This is a genomic window from Methylorubrum rhodinum (assembly GCF_014199935.1).
GTDB lineage: Bacteria > Pseudomonadota > Alphaproteobacteria > Rhizobiales > Beijerinckiaceae > Methylobacterium > Methylobacterium rhodinum.
On sequence record NZ_JACHOP010000002.1, the window covers coordinates 280,424 to 303,445 of the forward strand.

A 23,022-nucleotide genomic window follows, 5' to 3' on the forward strand; every position below is an offset into this window, starting at 1 on the left:
CCGCGGCAGCGGGTCTCGCCTGCGCACGCAACCGGACGAAGCGTCACCGTTCGCCGCCGCTTGCGCCGGTTTCCGCACCGATGCGGCCGGGCCGGTGCGGTCTTCAGCCGAAGGTGGGCGAAGCATCCGGTGGCGAGAAGGTCCGGCGCGGAAGAGCTTGAGGACAACCGGCCCCGGCCGGCCCCGTCCTCAAGGAGCCTTCCGATGTCTCACCCTCCCATCCCCAGCCGAGGCCTGCCCCGCAACCTGCTGATCGGCCCGCTCGTCGCGGTCGTCGTCGCCTTCTTCGGCAGCCCGCCGGCCCGCGCCGAGGAACCGGGAAGCGGCGCGCTGGTGCTGCGCCGCGAGGGCGCGGCTCCAGTCGAGGCGCCGCGGCTGCGGGCGGACGCCGCCATCACGGTCAGCGGCCCAACCGCGCGCGCCACCATCACTCAGGCCTTCCGCAACACCACGTCCGAGTGGGTGGAAGGCACCTACCTGTTCCCCCTGCCGGAGGACGCGGCGGTCGATTCGATGAAGCTCGTGATCGGCGACCGGGTGATCGTCGCCGACATCCGCGAGCGGCAGGCGGCGCGCCGCGCCTACGAGGCGGCCAAAGCCGAGGGCAAGGCCGCCGCGCTTACCGAGCAGCAGCGCCCAAACCTGTTCACCAACGCGGTCGCCAATATCGGCCCCGGCGAGACCGTGCTGGTGCAGATCACCTATCAGCAGAGCATCCGTCTCTCCGGCGGCACCTACGCCCTGCGTCTGCCCACCGTCGCGGCGCCCCGCTACAGCCCGGCCCCGCCGCTCGTCCGGAGCGCGGCCGAGGGCCCGGCGGCGCCCGATCCCGTGCCGGATCGCGCAAAGATCGAAGCCCCCGTGCTCGATCCGGCCCACCACGCGCCGATCAACCCGCTGACGCTCGCCATCGACCTCAAGGCCGGCTTCGCGCTGGGTGCGGTGAAGAGCGCTACCCATGCGATCCGTGTGGACGACCTTTCGCAATCCGAGCGCCGCATCACGCTGGCGGACGGGGCCACCGCCGCCGACCGCGACTTCGAGCTGACCTGGGCGCCGGCACCCGGCAGCGAGCCCAGCGTCGGCCTGTTCCGCGAGCGCGTCGCCGGGGCCGAGGCCGTCCTCGCGGTCGTCACCCCGCCGTCCGAGGCCGCGCCCGCCCCGGCGCTGCCGCGGGACGTGGTGTTCGTCATCGACAATTCCGGCTCGATGGGCGGCGCCTCGATCCGGCAGGCCAAGGCCAGCCTGCTCGCCGGCCTCGACCGCCTGCGGCCGGGCGACCGCTTCAACGTCATCCGCTTCGACCACACCTACGAAGCGCTGTTCGTGGACACGGTGACGGCCGACGAGCGCCACATCGCGCAAGCCAAGACCTTCGTGGCCGGGCTGGAGGCGAGCGGCGGCACCGAGATGCTGGCGCCGCTCAAGGCCGCGCTGCAGGACGCGCATCCGGACGAGGCCGGCCGCCTGCGGCAGATCGTGTTCCTCACCGACGGCGCCGTCGGCAACGAGGCGCAGATCTTCTCCGCCATCGCGACTGAGCGCGGGCGCACGCGGCTGTTCATGGTGGGCATCGGCTCGGCCCCGAACGGCTACCTGATGCGCCACGCGGCCGAACTCGGCCGGGGCAGTTTTACGGAAATCCGCTCGGTCGATCAGGTGAGCGAGCGGATGCGCGAGCTGCTGGTGAAGCTCGAGAGCCCCGTCGTCACCGACCTCACCGCGACCTTCTCGGAGGCGGCCGACGCCACGCCCTCGCAGATGCCCGACCTCTATCGCGGTGAGCCCGTCACCGTCGCGGCGCGGATGCCGGAGGCCAAGGGCACGCTGACGCTGACCGGCCGGATCGGCGGCCAGCCGTGGCGGACGGTCCTGGACCTCGGCGAAGCCGCGGAGGGCTCGGGCATCGGCAAGGTCTGGGCGCGGGCGAAGATCGCGGACGCCGAAACCGCGCGGATCACCGGCCGGCTCGATCAAGCCGGTGCCGACGCCGCGATCCTGCGCCTCGCCCTCGACCACGGCCTCACCACGCGGCTGACCTCGCTGGTGGCGATCGACGCGACGCCACGCCGGCCCGAGGGCGTGCGCCTCGTCAGCACCGATCTGCCGCTCAACCTGCCCGCCGGCTGGGATTTCGATGCCCTGTTCGGAGGAGCCGGCGAGGCCGCCCCGCCGCGCCAGCGCCGCGCCGGACTTCCCGCTGCTCAATACGCCGCGGCCCCCTCCGTCCCGCTGCCGCAGACGGCCACCGATTTCGAACTGCGGGCGCTGGCCGGTCTCGTCCTCCTCGGCCTCGGCTTGCTGATGGCCGCTCGCCGCCGGAGGTTGGCGTGATGGTTTTGGCACTGCCCGAACCGAACGAGGCGCCTCTCCTCCCCCTTGCGGGGAGGAGCCGGAGGTGGGAGTGGTGCAGGAGGCACCGCTCCCGCCTCATCCTGAACCACCCCCACCCCGAACCCCTCCCCGCAAGGGGGAGGGGACCCGCGCTTGGCTCGGCTCTCGCCGTTGCCCTCTGCCTCGCCGGACTCGCCCTTCTGGCGCAGGCCGCCTGGATTCCCGCCAAGGCGGCCCTGGCGCAGGTGCTTCTGGAGCGCGCCTTCGCCCGGACGCTCAGTGAGGGCGCCCCCGCCCGCTCCTGGCCCTGGGCCGACACCGTGCCGGTCGCTCGCGTCTCCTTCCCAGACCTCGACGAAAGCTACATCGCGCTCGCCGGCTCCAGCGGGCAGGCGCTCGCCTTCGGCCCCGGCCATGTCGAGGGCACGCCGGAGGCGGGCGAGCCCGGCATTGCGGTCTATGCGGCGCATCGCGACACCCAGTTCCGCAGCCTCGGGCGGTTGCGGCCGGGCGATCCGGTCACGGTGCAGCGCCGGGACGGCCGGATCGTGCGGTTCCGGGTGACGGGGGCCCGCGTCGTCCGCTGGGACGCCTCCGGCCTCGATCCGGACGCGCCGGGCCGCCGCCTCGCGCTGGCGACCTGCTGGCCGCTCGACGGGCTGACGCCGGGGCCGGAGCGGCTGTTGGTGGAAGCGGAGGAGGACGTAAACCCCGCGCCTTGACGGCGGCGGGCGCGGTGCGGTTCTGTGCGGGTTCGTCCGGACCCGAGCACGATGCCGACCTTCGAGGCCGCCTGTCCGGCCGATCATCCCGAGACCGAACTCCCCGATGCGCAGAGCCGCGTCATCGCGGATGCCGTGCGCGAGGCGCTGGCGCGGCGCCGGATGTCGCGCCAGGCGCTGGCGGATGCGGCCCGCATCAGCATCTCGACCCTGGAGAAGGCGCTGTCGGGCCGCCGCCCCTTCACCCTGGCGACCACGATCCGCCTGGAGGAGGCGCTGGGGCTTCCCCTGCGGGTCCCCGCCGCGTTGCCGGTGGCGAAGCCGGCGGCAACGCGCCACGCGCCGGAAGAATTCGGCTCTTACACCCGCGAGGCGGTGGCCTTTCTGGAAGGGCGCTACCTGACGCTGCGGACCTCGTTCGGGCAGGCCGGCGCCCTGTTCGCCTACCGCACCGAGATCGCCTGGGATGTCGAGAGCGCCCGTCTCGTCTTCCGCGAGGCCGAGCGGCTCGATGCGCCGTTCGCGCAATCCGGCACCGTCTCGGTGCCGAACCAGTCGGGCCAGATCTATCTCGTGACGAACTTCCAGGGGCAGTACCGGCTTGCCATGCTCGGCCGCCCGACGATCCAGGGCGAGCTGTTCGGCATCCTGACGACGCTGTTCTCAGGCCGCGGCGCCCATCTGACGCCCGCCGCGACGCCCATCGCCCTGGTGCCCGAGCGCGGGGCGCTGGCGGACGGCGCGCAGTACGGCCGGATCGAGCCCGGCATGGCCTGCGAGCCGGGCTACCGCCGTCTCCTCGACCGGGTGCGGGCGGATGGGTTTGCCGTCTTCCCCGGCTGCGCCGGGGAGTGATGCTTGTTGCATCGAGACCGACCGATGGTCGGTCACGATGCGCCCGGCGGACGACCGCCGCCCCGCAGTCGCGGGGGCCGATCGGTGATGAGGATTCATCGCCGATCGGAAGAAGCCTGTCGGCTCAGGCCGTGCTCGACAGCTTCATCAGGACGAGGCCGCCGATGATCAGCACGGCGGCCAGCACCCGCATCGCGCTCAACTCCTCGCCGAGCACCGCGATGCCGACCACGAAGGCCCCGACCGCACCGACGCCGGTCCAGACCGTGTAGGCGGTGCCGAGCGGCAGCGTCCGCATCGCCCAGGCGAGCCCGGCGAGGCTCACCGCCATCGCCGCGACGGTGACGAGCGAGGGCCAGAGCCGGGTGAAGCCTTCCGACTGCTTCATCGAGAAGGCCCAGACGACCTCGAACAGTCCGGCGACGATGAGGATGATCCAGGCCAACACGGCCTCCTGGCGTTTTTCGCCGGGCCGTCCCGGTCTCGAACCCGAAAGTAAAGGGGGAGGGCGTGGCCTCGCGGGCGAAGCTATGGCGCCGGGCCCGCTATTCCAGCCGCACCACCACGCTGTCGCTGGTCCCAGTGGCGTCCATCACCGAGATGCGGGCGAAGCCCGCGCCCTCCGGGCTCCAGTCCGATTGCCGGCGCAGGCTCTCGGCCACCGGCAGGCCGTCGACCATCCAGGTCAGCGGTGGCTGGCCGCCGAGCGCCTTGAGGGCGAGGCGGGTCTTTTCACCCGCACTGATGCCGAGATCGACGCGGGCGCCATCGGGCGGGTAGGCGATCTTGAGCGGCACGCCCAGCGTCGCCGCCAGCGTCTTGGGCGCATCGCGGCGGATGTGGCGCAGCGGCGGCGGCAGGGCGATGGTGGCCGCCACCAGCGCCTCGCGCGGGCGCGTCAACGGCTCGGGCTCGCCGCCGAATCGGCTGAAGGCGTCGAACAGCATCGGCGCCGCGGCCGTCCGGCCGACGAGGCCCGGCACCGAAGCGCCGTCCGGCCGCCCGACCCAGACCGCGATCGTGACGCGGGCGTCGAACCCCACCGCCCAGGCATCGCGATAGCCGTAGGAGGTGCCGGTCTTGTAGGCGAGGCGGCCGGCGGGCGCGTTCTCCGGCGGCGGGGCACCCCGCAGGATGTCGGCGACGTACCAGGCCGAGACCGGGTCGGTGACGGTGCGCTCAGGGATGGTGGGGGAGGGCGGCCCGTCGAGGCGGCGCGTTAGGGTCGGCACGCTTCCCGCCCGCGCGAGCCCGGCATGGAGCCGGGCGAGGTCGGTGAGCGTGATGCCGAGCCCCCCGAGCGCCACGGGCAGGCCCGGCGCGGTGTCGCGCGGCAGCAGGATCGTGGCGCCGGCCCCGCGCAGCCGCGCGACGAAGCGGGCCGCGCCCACCGTCTCCAACAGATCGACCGCGGGCAGGTTGAGCGATTGCTGGAGCGCGACGCGGGCCGTTACGGTGCCGCGATAGCCCTGATCGAAGTTCTCCGGCGCATAGCTCGCGGCGAAGCGCGCCGGGCGGTCGTCGAGGAGGGTTTCGGGGTGGGCGAGCCCGTTCTCGAAGGCCAGCGCGTAGATGAAGGGCTTGAGCGCCGAGCCCGGCGAGCGCACGGCCGCCGTTGCATCGACCGCGCCGGCGCGAGCCGCGTCGAGATAGCCGGCGCTGCCGACATGGGCCAGCACGTGGCCGCTGCGGTTGTCGAGCACGAGGATCGCCGCCGACAGGGCCGGGCCGAGCGCCGCCGCGCGCTCGGCGGCCAGCGTCTCCAGGCTCGCCTGGAGGCGGGCATCGAGCGTCAGGTGCTGCACCCGCGCGGCCGGGTCGGCGGCGACCGCCTGCTCGGCGGCGTGGGCCGCGAGCATCGGGAAGGGTTTTCGCGAGGCCGGCACCGGCTCGGCCTTGGCGGCGCGGGCCTCGTCGGCGTTGAGCACGCCGCGCTCCGCGGCGATGTCGAGCACGCGGTCGCGGGCGCGTCTCGCGTTGGCCGCGAAGCGGTCGGGCCGGCGCGCCTCGGGGGCCTGGGGCAGGGCGACGAGGAGCGCGCTCTCGGCAAACGACAGGCGGGCCGGCTCGCGGCCGAAATAGGCGAGGCTGGCCGCCCGCAGACCCTCGACCGGGCCGCCGTAAGGGGCGAGCGCGAGGTAGAGGTCGAGCACGCCGGCCTTGCCCAAGGTCCGCTCCAGCTCGACCGCGCGGATCATCTGCCGGAGTTTTGCGGGAAGCGAGCGCTCCGCCCGCGGCTCGACCAATCGGGCGACCTGCATCGACAGCGTCGAGCCGCCCGACACGATTTTTTGGTGGGCGAGCCATTGCCATGCGGCGCGGACTATGGCGGCGGGGTCGATGCCGGGGTGGGTGTCGAAGCGGCGGTCCTCATAGGCCTTGAGCATGGCCAGGTACCGCGGATCGACCTCGCCCGCGGTGACGGGCAAGCGCCAGCGCCCGTCGGCGGTGGCGAAGGGGCGCAGAAGTTGGCCCTTCCGGTCGAGGACGACGGTGGAGCGGAGGGAGGCGGCGGTGAGGTCGATGGGGGGGAGGGAGGTCGCGTAGCGCCAGAGGGCGAGGCCGGGGAGCGCCAGAGCAGCAATCACGAAAACAGCGCAGAGCAGGCCGACGCGTCTCCCTCCCCCCTCTGCGGGAGAGGGTGGGCCTCGCGTCAGCGAGGGTCGGGAGAGGGGAGCGACGCTTCCGGAAAATTCGCCGTCGATGGCGGCCAAGCGGGACTGTCGCTCCCCTCCCCCGCCCCCTCCGCGGGCACCCTCCCCCGCGGAGGGGGGAGGGTTAATGGCGTCGCGCCTCATCAAACTACTTCGCCGACACCACCTCGACCGATCCGAACGCGCTGCGTCCGAACCGCTCGGGGCGGTACATGTCCTCGACGCTGGCGCCCGGATGGACGTAGGTGCCGGGCGAGACCACGCGCACGATGTAGGCCGCCGAGAAGAAGGCCGATTGCTCCGGCGTGCGGTCGTAGGCGGCGACAAACCGGTCGTCGCGGAACTCGGTGTGGACCGGCTGCACGTCGCTCTTCGCGAAGCTCAGGCCGCTGAGCGCGTCGGCGTCCAGAAGCTTCGGGTTGTCGATCTCCAGGCCCGCGGGCAGGCGATCGACCAAGAGCAGGCGGGCGGCGGAGGCCTTGGCCTCGGTCACCTTCAGCACGACGACGAGGCGGTCGTTCTGGCGCAGGGGCTTGCCCGCATCCACCGGGCTGCCGTCGAGGCGGTAGAAGGCGCGCTCGACCGTGTAGCCGTGGGCGGCCGCCGGCTCCGGGGCGATCGGGTTGCCGGTGGTACCGAGCGTCAGCTGCACCGGCTCGCGGCCCTCGTTGACGATCCACACCGGCCGCGCCTCCAGGGCGGGCGCCCGGTAGAGCCGCGACAGCGGACCGGTCTCGGGCCGACCGTCGATCGACAGCTTGAGACCCTCCGACTCCTTGGCGAGGCCTTGGGCGGCCAGCACCATCCAGGCGTTCTCCTGGGTGCTGGTGGTGCGGGAATCTCCCCGCTCCTGGCCGATCACCGCGGCCACCGGCTGCAAGGTCTCGCGGGAAAAGCCGGTCTCGGCCGAGAGCGCCAGCAGGGCGGCGCCGTCGCGCAGGCGGGAGCCGTAATCGGCGCGGTAATCGCCCTTGTCGCGGCCGGCCTGCAGCGCCTTCACCGCCGCGTCGAAGGCTTTCTGCGCCCGGCCGCGGTCGCCGAGGAGCGCCAGCGCCGCGGCGAGCTGCCCGCGCCCGAGCGGCGTGGCGAAATCCTCGATCTTGGTGTCGGCGAGGTAGCGCAGGTCGCCCATCACCGGGCGGCCGTTGCGGGCGAGCACGTAGGCCGCGTAGGCCAGATCCATCCCGCCGTTCTCGACGTTGGTGGTGTTGGCCACCGTGTTGCGCAGACGGTCCAGCGCGCTGTTGAAGGCGGTCTGCGCGACGGAGAAGCCCCGCTCGCGGGCGCGGGTGAGGAAGTCGGTCACGTAGGCGTCGAGCCACGTGTCGCCCGCATTCTCCGTCGACCACAGACCGAAGGCGCCGCTCGAATCCTGACGCGCCAGCACCCGCTCGATCGCGCCGCGCACCCGCTCGTCCACCTTCCCGTCGAGGCCGAGTTTTTCGGAAGCCGCCAAGCCGTTGACGTAGAGGAGCGGCAGCGCCCGGCTCACCGTCTGCTCGGAGCAGCCGTAGGGATAGCGGTCGAGCGCTTGCAGCAGGGCGGCCACGTCGATTCCGGCCAGCCGATTGGCCGCCACCGAGACCGCGCCGGTGCCGGGCAGGATGTCGGCGAGCAGATCGGCGCTGACGTCGAGGCCGGCACCCGGCTCCAGCGGGCGTACCGTACGGCGCAGCAACGCGCCGGTGCCGGGGCCGATGGCGAGCGCGAAGGACTGGCCGGCGCTGCCCTCGATGCCGGGGCCGGTGAGCGTCAGGTCGAGCCGGGTGAGGCCCGGCCCGGCGGCGGTGATCGGGATCACGAACTGCCCCTTGGCGCCGGCCTCCAAGCGCAGCGTCGAGCGCAGGGCCTCGCCCGCCACCACGACCGGGCCGGACAGGTCGAGATCGACCGTGTAGTCGCCGGCCCCGCCCTCGACGTTGTCGAGCGCCACGAAGAAGCGCGAGCGGTCGCCGACATTGAGGAAGCGCGGCAGCGTGCCGGTGAGCACCACCGGATCGCGCACGATCACGTCGGCCTGGGCCTGCCCCACTTTGGCTTTGGTCCAGGCGGTCGCCATCAGCCGGGCGGTGCCGTTGAAGGCCGGCAGCTCCAGCGGAATTTTCGCAATTCCGTCCGCGCCCACCGTGACGACGCCGGAATAGAGCGCCAGCGGCGCCTGGGTCGGCGGGGTGTCGGCGAGTTCGGTGGCCCCGCCGTCGCCGCCGGAGCGGATCGCGCCGAGCGTGCCCTGCATGCCGTCGATCAGGTAGCCGTAGAGGTCGCGCACCTCCGGCCCCAGCGCCTTCTGGCCGAAGAAGTAGGCGAACGGGTTCGGCGCCTCGTAGCGGGTCAGGTTGAGGATGCCGACATCGACCGCGGCGAGCGTCACCCGCGCCTCCTCGCCGGCCTGGAGCCCGGCGATCTTGACCGGCACGGTGAGCGTGCCGCGGGGGCGCACCTTCTCGGGCGCGTCGAGCGAGACCGAGAGGCCGCGCTTCTCCCCATCGATCGAGAACCATGCGAGTCCGAGCGCCCGGCCCGGCATGCGCTTCGCCGCCTGATCCAGCGGCCGGTAGGCGGTGGCGACGAGGTAGGCGCCGGAGCCCCATTCGGCCTTGACCGGGATGTCGACGGTGGTGCCGCCCTCCGACACCGTGACGTCGCGAATCTCGTGGACGCGGTCGCTCACCACCGCGAGGGTCGCCGTGCCGGCGAATTTCGGCGCGAGGCGTGCTTTCAGCCGCTCGCCGGAGGCGTAGGCCGCCTTGTCGAGGGTGAGGTCCAAAAGGTCGGGCACGTCGGCGCTCTCGGAGCCGCCCCAGCCGACGGAAAAGCTCACGCTCACGGCGGCCTGCGGCTGGCCCGGCACGGTGGCTTCCAGACGGTACTGCCCGAGGCCGACCGGGGCGGCGATGCGCGCGGGCGCGTCGGAAGAGATCGCCACGCGCCCGTCGGCGACGCGGCGGCTCGACTTCACCGGTTCGAAGCTCCAGCGCCCGTCCTCGCGGTACCATTGATAGGTCCGCTCGACCTTCGAGAGCGTCCACACCACGCCGTCCTGCGACAGGCGCCGCCCGTCGGGCGTGGCCATCACGAGATCGAAGGTTGCGGTCGCCCCATCCGATAGGTCGCCGCCGAAATTCTTTCGGATCGCCAGGACCGGGTTGGACGGCAGGATCGGCAGCGTGACGCTGCGGCTGAGCACCCGCCCGCCGGGCTCGCCGACCGAGAGGGTGATTTTTGCCTCCAATGGCCGGGGGGCCGCCAGTTCCTGTACCGGCACGGTGAGGCTCGCCTGCCCCCGCGCGTCGGTGGTCGCCTTGGCATCGACTTCCGTTGTAGTCGCCTCCACCGCCTCGTCGTCGAGGCCGATGGAAAAGCCCTCCAGGCCCTTGATGCCGGAACCCGTGGCGGGCTGCACCGCGACCGCGGCCGACACGTCGAGGCCGGCGCCCGGCGCGCCGTAGAGGTAGCGGGCCGACACGTCGATCGTCGCGGCCTCGCCGCGCTTCAGCGCCGGGGACTTGGGCGAAAGACTCACCTCCAGCCGCTCGGGGACGTAATCCTCGACGAGCCAGCTCGCCTCGCCGACCGGCGGCGCCTTCGGATCGGTGTAGGCCGAGACCCGCCATGTGCCGTGCATCGCGCCCGCCATGAGCGGCAGCGACAGGGCACGCCCGCCGAGCCCCTCGTCGGCGACCGCCGCGCGGCGATACTCGACGCCGTCCGGGCGCTTGACCACCAGGGTCAGCGGCAGGCCGCTCACCGCCGCGCCCTGTGGGTCGCGGAGCAGGGCGGTCAACTGCACCGTCTCGCCGGAGCGGTAGACACCGCGCTCGGGAAACACGTAGGCCTCCGCCCCGCCGGGCGCCGGGCGGCCCTTCACGCCGCGGTCGGACAGGTCGAAGGCGCCCTGCGCCAGATCGAGGAAGCCGTAATCGTCGCCGACCTGCGCCACGACGAGGCCCGGCGCCAAGCCGCCCTCGCCGCGGGCGAGGCCGCCGGGGAAGGCGGCGTGGCCCTGGCCGTCGGTTTTACTCGTCGCCAGCACGTCGTTGTTGCGGGCGACCAAGCGGATCTCGGCGCCCGAGACCGCCTTGGCGCTGGCCAGCGAACGGGCCAGCACGTGGACGCCGTCGCGGCCCTTGAAGGCGGTGAGCCCGAGATCGGAGACGACGAACCACTGCGTCGCCTGGGTCTCGTACCCGCCCTCCTCGTCCTCCGATGCGTCGGTGGTGCCGGTGGGTTTGGCAAGCATCAGGTAGAGGCCGGGCTCGAGCCGGCCGACCGCCTGGAGCACGGGGAAGGCGGTCACCGCCTCGCGGTTGGTCTCGACTTTCGCCGTATCGAGCGTGCCCTTCCAGACCCGCTGGCCCTTCTGGTCGGCGATGGACTTGGCCGTCGAGCCGCTGAGCTGGCTCAGGAATTCCTCCGAGCGCAGCGTCGGCAGCAGGCCGCGGTCGCCGATGCGCAGCACCTCGACATCGAGTTTCTGGGCGTTGACCGAGACCAGCGGCACGCCGGCCTGTCCGGTGCGGGGCAGGACGTAGTTGCGGCCGGTGAAGCGCACCTGGGGCGAGCGGTCGCGGACGTAGACCTCGTAATCTGCAGCCTTCAGCAGGTTCTCGCCCACAGTCGAGGGCAGGCCTTGGCGAAGCACGAAGGCGTAGCGCTCGGAATGCTTCAGCCCGTCGACGCAGAGCTGCTGACCCTCCGCCGTCACCGCCGCGTTGCTCGCCCCCGAGACCGCGACGAAGGGGGCGTAGTCGGCCTTCGGGACGAGCGCTTCCGAGAAGGTGAAGCAGACCCGCGGGGCGGCCGCGTCCGAATCGACCTTGTAGTCGAGGATGCGGAAGCCGTGCGCCTCGCGCAGCTTTTCGTAAGTCCCCCGCGTCGGCGCATCGTCCCGGAGGGCGAGGCTCGCCCGGTAGGCCTCCATGGCCGGGCGCCACTCGTTCTGCGCCGCCTGGACCTCGCCGAGGCGGGCGAGCGCGCGGGCCTCGTCGGCGGGCGTCCTGGCCTTGAGGTAGCCCTGGTAGGCGGCGGCTGCCGCGCGGCCCCGCAGCTTGAGCCGGGCCGAATAGTCGCCGCGCTCCTCGTCGGCGCCCGCCTCGCCCGCGGTGCGGGCATAGTCGAGCCAGTTCCGGACATCGTTCGGGTCGGCCGCGATGGCCGCGGCGTAGGCGTTCATCTCGGCGTCGGGCTCGGCCTCCTCGCTCTTGGCGGCGGCCTCCGCCTCGCGGCGCCACTGGGCGGACGTCTTGGCGCCGGGAGGCGCCTCGGCCCTCAAGGTCGCCTCCAGCCGCACGCCCGCGCTGGCCAGCGCCTCGCGCACGAAACTTTTCTGGATGGGGGCCGTCGCGGATTTCGGCGGCGGCGCGGGCCGGGGCGCCTGGGCGACCGCCGGAAGGGTCGTGGCGGCCAAAGCCGCCGTCAGGACGGCGAGGCGCCGGATCGGGTTGCCCTGGAACATGCGCGTCTCTCCGACCGCCTATGAGCGCATTCCGACGAAGCGGACACCGGTTCGTCGAAAGAATGCGCGGCACGACAAGGGCCTAGAGGCGTGATCCGACCCAGCGGGGTCGGGCACGGCTCTAGGAGCGGCGGGCGGCACGCTATCACTTGGCGCGGACGCCGCAACGCTTGTCGTGACGCGCCGGACGCGGGCATCATCGGCGCCGTGACGCGCCCGGCGCGTCGGAGCGGATGGCGGCGATGCGTGAGCGGACGGCAGCTTTGCGAACGGGGCTCGCGGCTCTGGCCAGCCTCGGCCTCGCCCTCGGTGCGGCGGCGCAGGGCGCGCCGCCGCCCACGGCTCCCAGACCCGCCGCCCCCGCGCCCGACCCCGCCCTGGAGGCGGCGCGGGCGGCCTTCGAGGCGTTGCCCGAGCCCGAGCGGCGGGCCGTGCAGGACGCGCTGGTCTGGACCGGCGACTACAACGGCGTGACCACCGGCGGCTTCGGGCGGCGCACTTTCGACGGCATCGCCGCCTACCAGCGGCGCACCGGCGGCACCCCCACGGGCCAGCTCTCCGCGCCCGAGCGTGCGGCGCTCGCGAATGCTGCCGAGGCGGCCCGCAAGGCGGCGCGGTTCCGCGTTCAGACCGATGGGGCGAGCGGCGCCGTCATCGGCGTGCCCGAACGGATGCTGTCGAAGCGCAGCCTGCTGCCCGGCGGTACCCGCTGGCAGAGCGCCGACGGGCGCGTGACCCTCGACACCCGCTCCTTCCCGCCCGGCACGACCGACCTCGACACCCTGTTCGAGCGCGCCACCGCCGCGAGCCCGGAGCGCAAGGTCACCTACAAGCTGAAAAAACCCGACTTCGTCGTCGTCACCGCCGAGACCGCGACCGGGCGCTCCTATGTCCGCTACGCCGCGGGCGAGGCCGGCATCCGCGGCTTCGCGCTGGGCTACGACCGGGCGATGGCCGCCGAGGTCGAGCCGCTGATGATCGCGGTCGCCAACAGTTTTTCCGCGTTTCCCGTCGAGGGCTTGTCACCGTCGGTCGCGGCCGCGCCGACGGCCGCGGCGACGCCCCCGACCGCAGCGACCGCGGCGCCCAGGCCGGCCCCGAATCCCGGCCTTGCCGCGACACCGTCCCCGACACCGTCCTTGGCAGCGCCTCCGGCGGAAGCGCGCCTGTCCGCGACCGGGCTGAACCTGGGCGGCGGGCGGGTGCTGACGGCGGCCTCCGCCGTCGAGACCTGTCCGGCGCCCCGCATCGGTGCGCAGCCTGCCCGGAGCGAGGGCCACGATGCCTCCGGCTCCGTCGTCATCCTCAAGGTCGACGGCCTCGGCGGCGGCGCTGTGCCGCTCCCGCGGGCGGACGCGCCCGGCGCGGACGAGGCCTTGCTCGTGCTGGCCGTGGAGGCCGGCGGCGGGCGCAGCGTCGCCCCCGGCATTGCCGGGCCCGGCGGCGTGTTCGCGCCGCTCCAGCCGGGTGCCGCCGGCGCGCCGGTGCTCGACCGGACGGGCCGCCTCGTCGGACTCGTGGCGCGGGCGCCCGCGGCCCCGCGCCTGATCGCCGGCGTGATGCCGCCGACGCGCTACGCCATGGTGCCGGCGGGCGCGGTCGCGGCGCTGCTGAAGCAGAGCGGGATCGCGCCCGCGCCCGTCGCCGCCGCGACGCCGAGCGGGGCCGCCGCGCCGGTTCTCGGCGCGGTGGTCGGGATCGCGTGCGGACGATGAGGGGGGGAGGCCCGAGGCCCCCGGTCAGTCGAGGACGACGGCGACGAGGGAGAACAGGCCGGCCAGCAGCAGGTTGCAGGCGATGAGGACGACGACCGTCATGGGAACGCTTCGAACTTTCGAGGGAGGAGCCGAGAAGGCGGGACAGGCACGGGCTCCCAGGCGGTAGCCCGAGAAACTTGACGATGTGTTCCCTCGTGGCCGATTGCGGCGGCGGCGGGGCCTGCTGCGCTGGAAACCGGTGCAGGGAGATCACACCGGCTCCCGATCGGCCACGACGCTTGAACCGCTCCTGAACCGGCTGTCGCCGTCCGGCCACAGCGTCGCCGCGACGGCACCGAAAACCGGCCGCGCCGCAAAAGCGTCAAGGTTGCATCAACCTTTGCGCTTCCACGGGCATCCTGTTTCGAGACGGTGGCGGCATGATCTCTCTGAGCGAATCCCTCCTGACCGCCGCGAGCCGGCTCGGCCTCGGCGCGGTCGCGGCCCGTGCCGAGGCACCGCCGGAGCCCGAGCCGGAGAGAAGGAATCCTTCGTCCGAGCCGGTGACGCCGGACGATCCCCTCTTTCTTGCGGTCGCCGAGGCGCTACAGGAGGCCGGCTATCTGGATTCCTGAAAACCCCGCGCTTAAGCCTCGGCCCACGACCGGCGCCCATTCCGGGGCCGGGGCCGGAGGCCTTTCCGCATGACCGCATCCCACGACGTCCGCCCGCGGGTCTCGCCGGACGTCCTGGCCGCGGTCGGCGGCACGCCGCTGATCCGGCTGCGCCGCGCCTCCGAGGAGACCGGCTGCACCATCCTCGGCAAGGCCGAGTTCCTCAATCCCGGCCTGTCGGTGAAGGACCGGGCCGCCCTCTCGATCGTGCGCGATGCGGAGAGCCGCGGGCTGATCCGGCCCGGCGGCACCATCGTCGAGGGCACCGCGGGCAACACCGGCATCGGGCTCGCGCTGGTCGCGTCGGTGCGCGGCTACCGCACCGTCATCGTCATCCCCGAGACCCAGTCGGCGGAGAAGAAGGAGACGCTGCGGCTCGCGGGCGCCCGCCTCGTCGAGGTGCCGGCCGTGCCTTTCGCCAACCCGAACAACTACGTCCACGCCGCCCGCCGCCTCGCCGAGCGGCTGGCGCAGACGGAAGAGGCCGGCGCGTTCTTCGCCGACCAGTTCGACAACGTCGCCAACCGCAACGCCCATATCGAGGGCACGGGCCCCGAGATCTTTTCCCAGACCGAGGGTGCGGTCGACGGCTTCGTCTGCGCCGCCGGCACCGGCGGCACGCTGGCCGGCGTCGCCGAGGCCTTGCGGGCGAGGAAGCCGGGCGTGACGATCGCCCTGTCGGACCCGGAGGGCTCGGCGCTCCACAGCCTTTACAGCACCGGCACGCTCAAGGCGGAGGGCTCCTCGATCACAGAGGGGATCGGCCAGGGCCGGGTGACGAAGAATCTCGAAGGATTCACGCCGGACCACTCCTTCCGGATTCCGGACACGGAGGCGCTCGCCATCGTCTTCCGCCTGATGCGGGAGGAGGGGCTGTCGCTCGGCGGCTCCTCGGGGATCAACGTGGCCGGCGCGATCCGGCTCGCCCGCGCGCTCGGGCCGGGCCACACCATCGTGACGATCCTGTGCGACGGGGCGGCGCGCTACGCCTCGAAGCTGTTCAACCCGGCCTTCCTCACGGAGCGCGGCCTGCCGACGCCCGACTGGCTCGGGGCGCCCGCGGGCGCCCTGCCGGATTGGCGAGCCTAACCCCGCCCCTTGCCTAACCCCGCGATTTGCCGAGCCGGGCGATCAACGCCTCGATGCGCTCGCCGACCGGCTCGGTGAGGCAGCCCGAATAGAGGCTACGCAGGTTCCTGCCGAGATGGCGCCGCACGCCCTGGCTCAGCGGCGGGACGGCGTCGTCGCCCGTGGACTTCGTCTCGGTGACCGTCTTCGTCACGGATCGTCTCCTGTCCGGGGGCCTTTGGAAAGGGCAACGTGACAGGAGACGGTTAAGGCCGGGTTTTACCGGCGGCGTTGACCGACGGTTCACCCTGGGGCGCCCGAACCCGGCGCCCGCTCCGATCCGGGGCTCTCAGAACGAGGCCCGGATGCCGCCGAACACGCTGCGGCCGATGCCGGGATAGAAGGCGACCGGGTTGGACGAGGGCGCCAGCGCGAGCACGGAGATGTCCGAGATGTACCGTTCGTCGGTGAGGTTGCGGGCATCCACGAACAGCGAGACGCCGTTGGCGAAGTCGATGCCGGTCTGGACGTTGAACAGGGCGTAGCCCGGAACCTTCAGCGTGTTCCTGTGGTCCACGAAGGCGCCGCCGGGCACCCAGTCGATCGAGGGCGTGAGATAGAAGCCGCTCGGATGGGTGTAGCCGAGGACGGTGCGCAGCACGTCCTGCGGGATGCCGGCGATGCGGTTGTTGCGGTATTCCGGGTCGTTCACGAAGCGGAAGTCGTTGTGCGTCCAGATCTGCGTGAGGCGTAAGCCGTCGCCGATGCCGGTGAGGTCGCGCGAGAGGTCATAACCGAGTGCCGCCTCGATGCCCTGATGGCGCGTCCGCGGCGCGTTGAAGGTCGCCGCCGGCACGTTCGCCGCGCTGCCCGCTGCCGTGTTGAAGTTGATCAGCGTGTCGCGCACCTCGGCCCGGTAGAGCGTCACGTCCCAGAACCAGTCGTCGAGGCGGCCGCGGGTGCCGGCCTCGTAGGTCCAGGCGCGCTGCGCCCGCAGCGGCACGAAGACGACACCCGCGGCGACGAGGTTCGGATCCACGATCGTCTGCGCGAGGTCCGAGAAATCCGGTACGTCGGCCGAGCGGGTCGCGTCGGCGAAGACCTGCACGGTCGGCAGCGGCTGCCACAGCAGGCCGACCTTCGGATTCACGCCCTCGTAGGTCACGTTGTCGTAGCGCACGGCGGGATTCTGCGTGAAACCGCCCTTGTTGCTGAAGGTGCGGTTCGAGGAGAACGCCTTGGCCCCGGTCATCAGCGCCATGTCGGGCAGGAACCAGAACCGGTTCTCGCCATAGGCCTCGTAGTTCGAGGCGCTTTGGACCGCCCGCAGCGTCTGGGGCCCGCGCAGGCCGGACTTGTTCTCGAATTGCCGGGCGTCGTTGATCCCGGCAAACGCCCGCAGGCCCAGCAGCAGGTCGTTGCGGAATCCCCCTACGTCGAAGGTGCCGGACCAGTGGGGCGAGACGCCGTAGGTCCAGCCGTCCTGATCGATCACCTGGAAGATCGGGTGGTAGAGGTTCTTGTGGATCGCCCAGGAATCGATGTCGAGGCGGCCGACATCGAGTTCGAACGAGGTGCGGTTGGCGATCCGCTCCGCCTGCACCTTTCGCGATTGGTTGCCGCTGACCGCGTTCGGATTCGCCACGCTTGGATTCGTTAGCGCGGCGTCGAGGTTCAGCGTGCCGGGCAGCTTCTGGTCGGTAGCGTAGCTGCCGACGTAGAACCGCGTCTCGATCCCCGGCGCGATGCGATAGCCGACATTCGCGTTGAAGTTCTGCGTGCGCTGGGTCTCGTGATCGCGGAAGCCGTCCGAGTTCGTGAGGGTGCCCGAGATCAGGAAGTCCGCCGGCCCCGCGATGCGCGAGAACTGGAAGCTCTCGCGGAACGTGTTGAAGCTGCCGGCCTCGAAGCGGAGGATGTTGGGCGCCAGCGCCGTGTAGGCGGTCGGCGTCACGAAGTTGACCGCCCCGCCCAGCGTGGTCGCGCCAAAGCTCAGCGCGTTGCCGCCCTTGTAGACCTCGATGGAGCGCAAGCCCAGCGGGTCGATCTGGTAGAAGTCGCCGCTGCCGTCGGCGAGGTTGAGCGGGATGCCGTCCTGCAGCAGCTCGATGCCGCGCACGTGGAAGCCGCGGGCGATGCCGGAGCCGCGGATCGAGAGCCGCATCTCCTGGCCGTAGCGGGTCTGCACGAAGACGCCGGGCACGTCCTTGAGCACATCGCGCACGGTGTTGGCGTAGGTGTTCTGATAGGCGGCGGCGTCGACGAAGGCGACCGAACCGACGGTGGACTTCACCGCCGCCTCCTGGGCCGCGACGCTCGGCACGGTGAGCGAGCCGGCGGCCTCGCGCCGGCCGGCGCGGGCCGCGCCGGCCACGCTGATCTCGTCGAGCGTGGTCGCGCTGCCGGATGGGGCGTTCATGCTGCCCGGCGGGGCCTGGGCCAGGGCGGGTGAAACGGTCGTCAGGCAGGCGAGCAGGGGCAGGGCGGCCCGCGGCGCGCCCCGTAGGGAGGAGGTCATGGTGGGACTGTCCGTGGTCTGAAGGATCGGGAGAGGGCGATCGATCAGGCGACGGGGGGCGCTCGGACGCGGGGGCGGGTGCCCGGCGGGGCGCGGGGCGATGCCGTGACCTCGGGGCGCCACGCGACCCGGCGGACCTGCGCCGCCGGCCAGACGACGGCGGTGGCCACGGTCGGGGGAAGGACGGGCGCGGCGGCCGCGTGGGCGGCCGGGCAGCAGGGCAGGTGGGCGTGCGGCGGGTGCTTCGGCGATCCCTCGGCATCCCCGGCGTCGGGGGCGCAGAGGATGTGCGCGGGCCCGAAGCTGCCGACGAAGGCGGCCTGTCCCAGAAGCGCCTGCAGGGCGAGCGCGTAGAGCGCGGCCACGGCGATGACCGCGCGGCACGCGGTCCATCCGGGCAGGCGCCTTCGCATCGGGCCAGCTATGGTCAAGCTTGGCCGGGCGTCAATGCGAATGCGCGCAACAGCGGCGCGATTTCGGTCTCCGGTGACGGCCCGTCAGCTGTCGCGTCCGCCCGCGACCAGCCGATGCAGCTGCTTGAGGGCGAGGCCGTGGCCGGCTTCCAGATCGAGCGGTCCGGCAAAGCCTCCGTTGCGGTCCATCATGTAGACCATCAGGCTGTGCTCGATCGTCGTGCCGCCCTCCGTCAGCGGCACCCGCTTCACCTCGGCGCGGAAGGCCCGCGTCACCCGCTCGATCGCCTCGGGGCTGCCGGTCAGGCCGGTGATCCGGTCGCTGAACGAGGCCATGTATTCGCGCATGACCTCCGGCGTGTCCCGCTCGGGATCGACGGTGACGTAGTAGGCCCGCAGGTCGCCGCCTTCCTTTGCGAAGGCGTCGAGCAGGTTGCCGAGGTCGGCCAGCGTCGTCGGGCAGACGTTGGGGCACTGGGTGAAGCCGAAGAACACGAGGTAGGGCTGGCCGGCGAGCGTGCGCGAATCGAGCACGCCGCCCTTCGAGGATTCGAGCCGGAACGACCCGCCCACCACCGAGATAGGCGGCGGCTTCGGGCCGCGCGGCAGGAACGCCACCGTCGTCCCGACGATGGCGGCGAGCCCGAGCGCGAAGACGGTCAGGATCTGGCCGCCGCCCCGCGGATTCCGGGGTCGCCCGGGCTCAGTGGGCATGGTCGTGGCCCTTGTCGGGTCCCTTTGCGGCCAGCCCCTCCACGACGAACTCCACCGGCACCGTGCCGGCCTTCTCGAACGTGAGGGTGCCGGCGACCCGCTCGCCCTTCTTGAACGGCTGCTTCAGGTCGAGGAACATCAGGTGGTTGCCGCTGGGCGCGAGCTTCACCGTGGCGCCCGGCGCGATCTCCAGGCCGTCGGGGAGCGGCGCCATCCGCATCACCCCGCCCTCGCTCGACATGCTGTGCAGCTCGGTCCGGCCCGCCGCGGTGACGCTCGCGCCGGTGAGACGGTCGGGGCTGGTGCCGGTGTTGGTGACGCTGAGGTAGCCCGCCGCGACCTTGGCCCCGCCCGGCGTGGCGCGGGACCAGGGATGGTCGATCTTCAGCGGGCCCGCCTTGTAGTCGTGGGCCGAGAGCGGGCCTGCCGACAGGGCGGCGAGGGCGATGGACAGCGAGAGGGCGGGAAGGCGCATGTCTGTCTCCGGTCGTGGGCGCTCCGGGCGTCGGCCGCGGGGCGTGGAGGCTTCAGGGGAAGATAGGAACGCTTTCGGAGGGGCCGGGGCGGGCGCGGCGTCGCACGCCGCGCTCAGGCTCAGTGGTGGTGGGCGTGGCCGCCGGCCTCGGGCGCCGCTGCGCCGGGGCCCTGTGCGCCGATGGGAGCCACGGTGAAGGTCACCGGAATGGTGCCGGCCCGCTCGAAGGTGAGGGTGCCGGAGATCGTCTCGCCCGCCCGTAGGCCGTCGGTCAGGTCGAGGAACATCAGGTGCAGACCGCCGGGCTTGAGCGCCACGCTCTCGCCGGGCGCGATGGTCAGCCCGCCCGCGACGGGGGCCATCTTCATCACGCCGTTCTCCGTCGACATCGTGTGGATCTCGCCCCGCCCGGCGCGGGCGATGGCGGCGCCGGTCAGCCGGTCGGGCTCCGCGCCGGTGTTGCGGACCGTCACGTAGCCGCCCGCGACCTTGGCTCCGCCCGGCGTGGCGCGCAGCCACGGCGTCTCGATCGCGAGCGCGCCGGCCTTGGTCTCGGAATCGGCCTTGACGGGCACCGGGGCCGCTGCCGTGGCCTTGGCGGCGACGATCCGCACGGCGGGGGCCGGCGTCTTGAGCGTCCGCGCCTCCTGGCCCGGCGCGGGCACCTCGCTCCAGCGATAGCCGCCCTCGGTGCAGTCCTGCTCGACCGGGAAATGGATCGTCGCGCCGGGCTCGAAGGCGTCGGAGACGCGGGCGAAGAAGGTGAACTCGTCGACCTGATCGTCCGGCAGGCTGCCGCCGCTCCACGTGATCGTGGTGACGCCCTCGGTGACGGTGCCGTGGAACGACGGGTAGGGCTTCGAATAGGCCGAGCGGGTGGTGGCGAGGGTCCAGCCGGGCTTCGGCATCGGCTTGGCGCCGGTCACGCCCTCGGGGATCGAGACGCTGACCCGCGTGGTCGGCTTGCCGTCGCAGCCGTGCATGATCTGGACGACGCCGCGATAGGCGGCGTTGGGCGTAGCCTCCTTGCGCTCCAGCAGGGCGTGGGCCGAGGCGGCGGAGGCGAGGAACGGAACGAAGACGAGGGCGGCGACCGGCAGGGCGCCGCGGCGACGGATGGGGGGCATGGCGAATCCGAAAAAACTGACGTCGAAGGTCGCTCGCGGCCCTGTCGCTTGCGGCACTCTTGGCCGGTTCGGCAGGGGGGGGCGCGGCGGGGCGAGACCCTTCAGAACCGCCCGCGACGGGGCGGCCTGTCGGAAAGATCGAGGTCAGGCGAGCGGCGGCGCGCGAGCGCTGGCGATCAGGAAGGGCGGCGCGCGGGCCGCGTGACGCGGGCGTCCCCGCCAGCCGGGTGCCGTCGCGTCCGGCTCGCTCCAGGCCGGCGAACGCGCGAGGTCGGGCGGCGGGGCGGCGAACGGGGTGTGGCTCGCAGCGGTGCAGCAGGCGGCGTGAGGCGGGGTCGGTGAGGACGGGCCATCGGGCGCCGCCTCGGCCGCGGCGGCGCAGAGGAGGCCGGGGGCGCCCGCCACCGGCAGGGCCGCGATGCCGCCGAGCAGCGCCTGGAGCACCAGCGCGTAAAGCGCGACGACGGCCGTGAGCGCGCGCAGGCGGCGCGGCGCCCGCCCGGTCCGGTCGCGGTGGTTCGTCGGCATGATCCGAGCCGTAGAACAGCCGTGTGCAAGCCGCCAGTGAATTCGCGTCGCAGCTCGTTCCGGCGCGCGTGACTCCCAGGCCCCACCGGCGCGGTCACGTGCGCCACGGCACCAGGGGCGCCACAATATGGCCCGGAACGCCATGGCTTCTTAACGCCAAGACCGCAACAACGGCGGCACGAGGACTTGGCGGGACTGTCGTCTCCGCTCCGTCCACCCGACCGCACCTTCATCCAGAGCCCCGGATCGATGTTGAAGACCGCGCGCCCCACCCGCTCCCTCGCCTTCGCCCTGGCGGCGACCACGCAGATGGTCACGCTCATGGCCGGGCCGGCGCTCGCCCGCGAGCCGGGCTTCGCCCAGGCCGAGTGGGCGCAGGACTATTCCTCGCCCTCGACCATGCAGGTCACGCGCTCCTCGACGCCGATCCTGTCGCCGCAGACGATCGCGGCGACCGAGGCCATGGTCGAGAAGTACCGCGCCATCGTCGCCCGCGGCGGCTGGCAGCCGGTCTCCGGCGCGGCGTCCCTGCGCGTCGGCTCCCGCGGCCCGGCGGTCGCCGCCGTGCGCCAGCGCCTGATCGTGACGGGCGACCTCGACGCCAATGCGGGCGGCGCGGGCGTCTACGATTCCTACGTCTCGGCGGGCGTGAAGCGCTTCCAGGCCCGCCACGGCCTGTCGCAGACCGGCCAGATGAGCCCGGCGACGCAGGCCGCGATGAACGTGCCCGCCGACATTCGGCTGCGCCAGCTCGAGACCAACGTGATCCGCCTGCGCTCCTATGCGGGCGATCTCGGCCGGCGCTTCGTCATCACCAACATCCCGGCCGCGCTGGTGCAGACGGTCGAGAACGGGCAGGTCGTGACCCTGCACGCCGCGGGCGTGGGCAAGATCGACCGCCAGTCGCCGATCATGAACACCAAGGCGGTGGAGATCAACTTCAACCCGACCTGGACGGTCCCGGCTTCCATCGTGAAGAAGGACCTCATCCCGAAGATGCAGAAGGATCCGAACTACCTCACGGACAACAAGATCCGCATCCTCTCGGGCGGCCAGGAGATCTCGCCGCGCTCCGTGAACTGGAATTCGGACGAGGGCACGCGCTACACCTACCGCCAGGATTCGGGCGCCGACTTCAACTCGATGGGCGTGGTGCGCATCAACATCCCGAATCCCTACGGCGTGTTCATGCACGACACCAATTCCCGCGGCGTGTTCGGCGACGACTTCCGCTTCATCTCCTCGGGCTGCGTGCGCGTGCAGAACGTGCGCGAGTACATCACGTGGCTGCTGAAGGACACGCCCGGCTGGGATCGCGCCGCGGTCGAGCGCGCGGTGGAGGGCGGCCAGCGCATCGACGCGCGCCTGACGCAGCCCGTGCCGGTCTACTGGACCTACATCACCGCCTGGGCGACCCCGGAGGGCACCGTCCAGTTCCGCGACGACATCTACAAGCGCGACGGCGTGAACGTGCCCTCGACCATCGAGGCGCCGACCCCGGTCGCCAGCGCCGCCGCGACCCAGCCCGAGACCTTCGAGCCGGGCGACGAGGGGAACTGATCCTCGAATCGCGTCCCGGAGCCGGGCGGCCCGAGCGCGGTCCCGACGGCTCCGTCCTCGACCGTCACGCCGAAGCGGCCCCCGCTTCGGCGTCTTGCGTTCCGCCCAAGACCCGATCGGTCGATCGGCAAGGTGGGGGTGAAGAGGCGGCCCCGCCTCGCCGGAACACCGGCGCTCTTCTGTGGCGACTTGCCGCAGATCCGCGTCCCGTTTTGGGACTTCGGTGCG

At 72.5% G+C, this 23,022-nt stretch carries 17 protein-coding genes; 7 read left to right on the top strand and 10 right to left on the bottom strand.

Annotation, left to right across the window (positions count from 1 at the left end):
* Window positions 1-204: 204 nt before the first annotated feature.
* Genes HNR00_RS03640 through HNR00_RS03650 form a run of 3 tightly spaced genes read left to right on the top strand, consistent with a single transcriptional unit; the run spans window position 205 to window position 3,911 of the window.
* Complete coding sequence (locus HNR00_RS03640) at window positions 205-2,334, top strand: marine proteobacterial sortase target protein (protein WP_183565038.1); 2,130 nt, start codon at window positions 205-207, stop codon at window positions 2,332-2,334.
* Complete coding sequence (locus HNR00_RS03645; protein ID WP_376770351.1) at window positions 2,334-3,056, top strand: class GN sortase; 723 nt, start codon at window positions 2,334-2,336, stop codon at window positions 3,054-3,056. The genes HNR00_RS03640 and HNR00_RS03645 overlap by 1 nt, the downstream gene beginning before the upstream one ends.
* Before the next feature lie 51 nt (window positions 3,057-3,107).
* Window positions 3,108-3,911, top strand: coding sequence for a helix-turn-helix domain-containing protein (locus HNR00_RS03650; RefSeq protein ID WP_183565041.1), 804 nt, complete (start codon window positions 3,108-3,110; stop codon window positions 3,909-3,911).
* 124 nt (window positions 3,912-4,035) lie between these two features.
* Here HNR00_RS03650 and sugE read toward each other — a convergent pair whose 3' ends face one another.
* The 3 genes from sugE to HNR00_RS03665 form a co-directional block, all read right to left on the bottom strand.
* Window positions 4,036-4,356: a quaternary ammonium compound efflux SMR transporter SugE gene (sugE, locus tag HNR00_RS03655; protein ID WP_183565044.1), complete on the bottom strand. Its 321-nt coding sequence runs from the start codon at window positions 4,354-4,356 to the stop codon at window positions 4,036-4,038.
* Between the two features lie 100 nt (window positions 4,357-4,456).
* Window positions 4,457-6,709 (bottom strand): penicillin-binding protein 1C, encoded by a 2,253-nt coding sequence (pbpC, locus tag HNR00_RS03660; RefSeq protein WP_183565046.1) that lies wholly within the window; start codon window positions 6,707-6,709, stop codon window positions 4,457-4,459.
* Between the two features lie 4 nt (window positions 6,710-6,713).
* On the bottom strand, window positions 6,714-12,020 hold the full coding sequence (locus tag HNR00_RS03665) for an alpha-2-macroglobulin family protein (RefSeq protein WP_183565049.1): 5,307 nt from the start codon (window positions 12,018-12,020) through the stop codon (window positions 6,714-6,716).
* A 242-nt stretch (window positions 12,021-12,262) separates the two neighbouring features.
* Here HNR00_RS03665 and HNR00_RS03670 point away from each other — a divergent pair, with 242 nt between their 5' ends.
* The 3 genes from HNR00_RS03670 to HNR00_RS03680 all read left to right on the top strand — a co-directional run bounded on the left by HNR00_RS03670 (window position 12,263) and on the right by HNR00_RS03680 (window position 15,480).
* Window positions 12,263-13,735 carry a peptidoglycan-binding protein gene (locus HNR00_RS03670; RefSeq protein ID WP_183565052.1) on the top strand — a complete coding sequence of 491 codons (1,473 nt, stop codon included), beginning with the start codon at window positions 12,263-12,265 and terminating at the stop codon, window positions 13,733-13,735.
* 422 nt (window positions 13,736-14,157) lie between these two features.
* Window positions 14,158-14,352, top strand: a complete 195-nt coding sequence (locus tag HNR00_RS03675; RefSeq protein WP_183565055.1) for a hypothetical protein — start codon at window positions 14,158-14,160, stop codon at window positions 14,350-14,352.
* Window positions 14,353-14,421: 69 nt separating this feature from the next.
* Entirely contained in the window at window positions 14,422-15,480 is a 1,059-nt protein-coding gene (locus HNR00_RS03680; protein WP_183565058.1) for a cysteine synthase A, read from the top strand.
* Between the two features lie 13 nt (window positions 15,481-15,493).
* On the opposite strand, the gene HNR00_RS03685 is transcribed toward HNR00_RS03680, so the two are convergent.
* The 7 genes from HNR00_RS03685 to HNR00_RS03715 all read right to left on the bottom strand — a co-directional run bounded on the left by HNR00_RS03685 (window position 15,494) and on the right by HNR00_RS03715 (window position 21,234).
* Window positions 15,494-15,673, bottom strand: a complete 180-nt coding sequence (locus tag HNR00_RS03685; RefSeq protein ID WP_183565061.1) for a hypothetical protein — start codon at window positions 15,671-15,673, stop codon at window positions 15,494-15,496.
* 135 nt (window positions 15,674-15,808) lie between these two features.
* Window positions 15,809-17,977: a TonB-dependent receptor family protein gene (locus tag HNR00_RS03690; RefSeq protein ID WP_183565065.1), complete on the bottom strand. Its 2,169-nt coding sequence runs from the start codon at window positions 17,975-17,977 to the stop codon at window positions 15,809-15,811.
* Window positions 17,978-18,021: 44 nt separating this feature from the next.
* The gene (locus HNR00_RS03695; protein ID WP_376770349.1) at window positions 18,022-18,342 is read right to left on the bottom strand and encodes a hypothetical protein; all 321 of its coding nucleotides are present in this window, start codon (window positions 18,340-18,342) and stop codon (window positions 18,022-18,024) included.
* Between the two features lie 132 nt (window positions 18,343-18,474).
* Window positions 18,475-19,104, bottom strand: a complete 630-nt coding sequence (locus HNR00_RS03700) for an SCO family protein (RefSeq protein WP_183565071.1) — start codon at window positions 19,102-19,104, stop codon at window positions 18,475-18,477.
* Window positions 19,094-19,579 (bottom strand): copper chaperone PCu(A)C, encoded by a 486-nt coding sequence (locus HNR00_RS03705; RefSeq protein WP_183565074.1) that lies wholly within the window; start codon window positions 19,577-19,579, stop codon window positions 19,094-19,096. The genes HNR00_RS03700 and HNR00_RS03705 overlap by 11 nt, the downstream gene beginning before the upstream one ends.
* Window positions 19,580-19,698: 119 nt before the next feature.
* The gene (locus HNR00_RS03710; protein WP_183565077.1) at window positions 19,699-20,706 is read right to left on the bottom strand and encodes a DUF1775 domain-containing protein; all 1,008 of its coding nucleotides are present in this window, start codon (window positions 20,704-20,706) and stop codon (window positions 19,699-19,701) included.
* A 144-nt stretch (window positions 20,707-20,850) separates the two neighbouring features.
* A complete protein-coding gene (locus tag HNR00_RS03715; RefSeq protein ID WP_183565080.1) occupies window positions 20,851-21,234 on the bottom strand; it encodes a hypothetical protein in 384 nt (127 codons plus the stop codon).
* A 249-nt stretch (window positions 21,235-21,483) separates the two neighbouring features.
* Here HNR00_RS03715 and HNR00_RS03720 point away from each other — a divergent pair, with 249 nt between their 5' ends.
* Window positions 21,484-22,794, top strand: coding sequence for a L,D-transpeptidase family protein (locus tag HNR00_RS03720; protein ID WP_183565083.1), 1,311 nt, complete (start codon window positions 21,484-21,486; stop codon window positions 22,792-22,794).
* The last annotated feature ends 228 nt before the right edge of the window (window positions 22,795-23,022 follow it).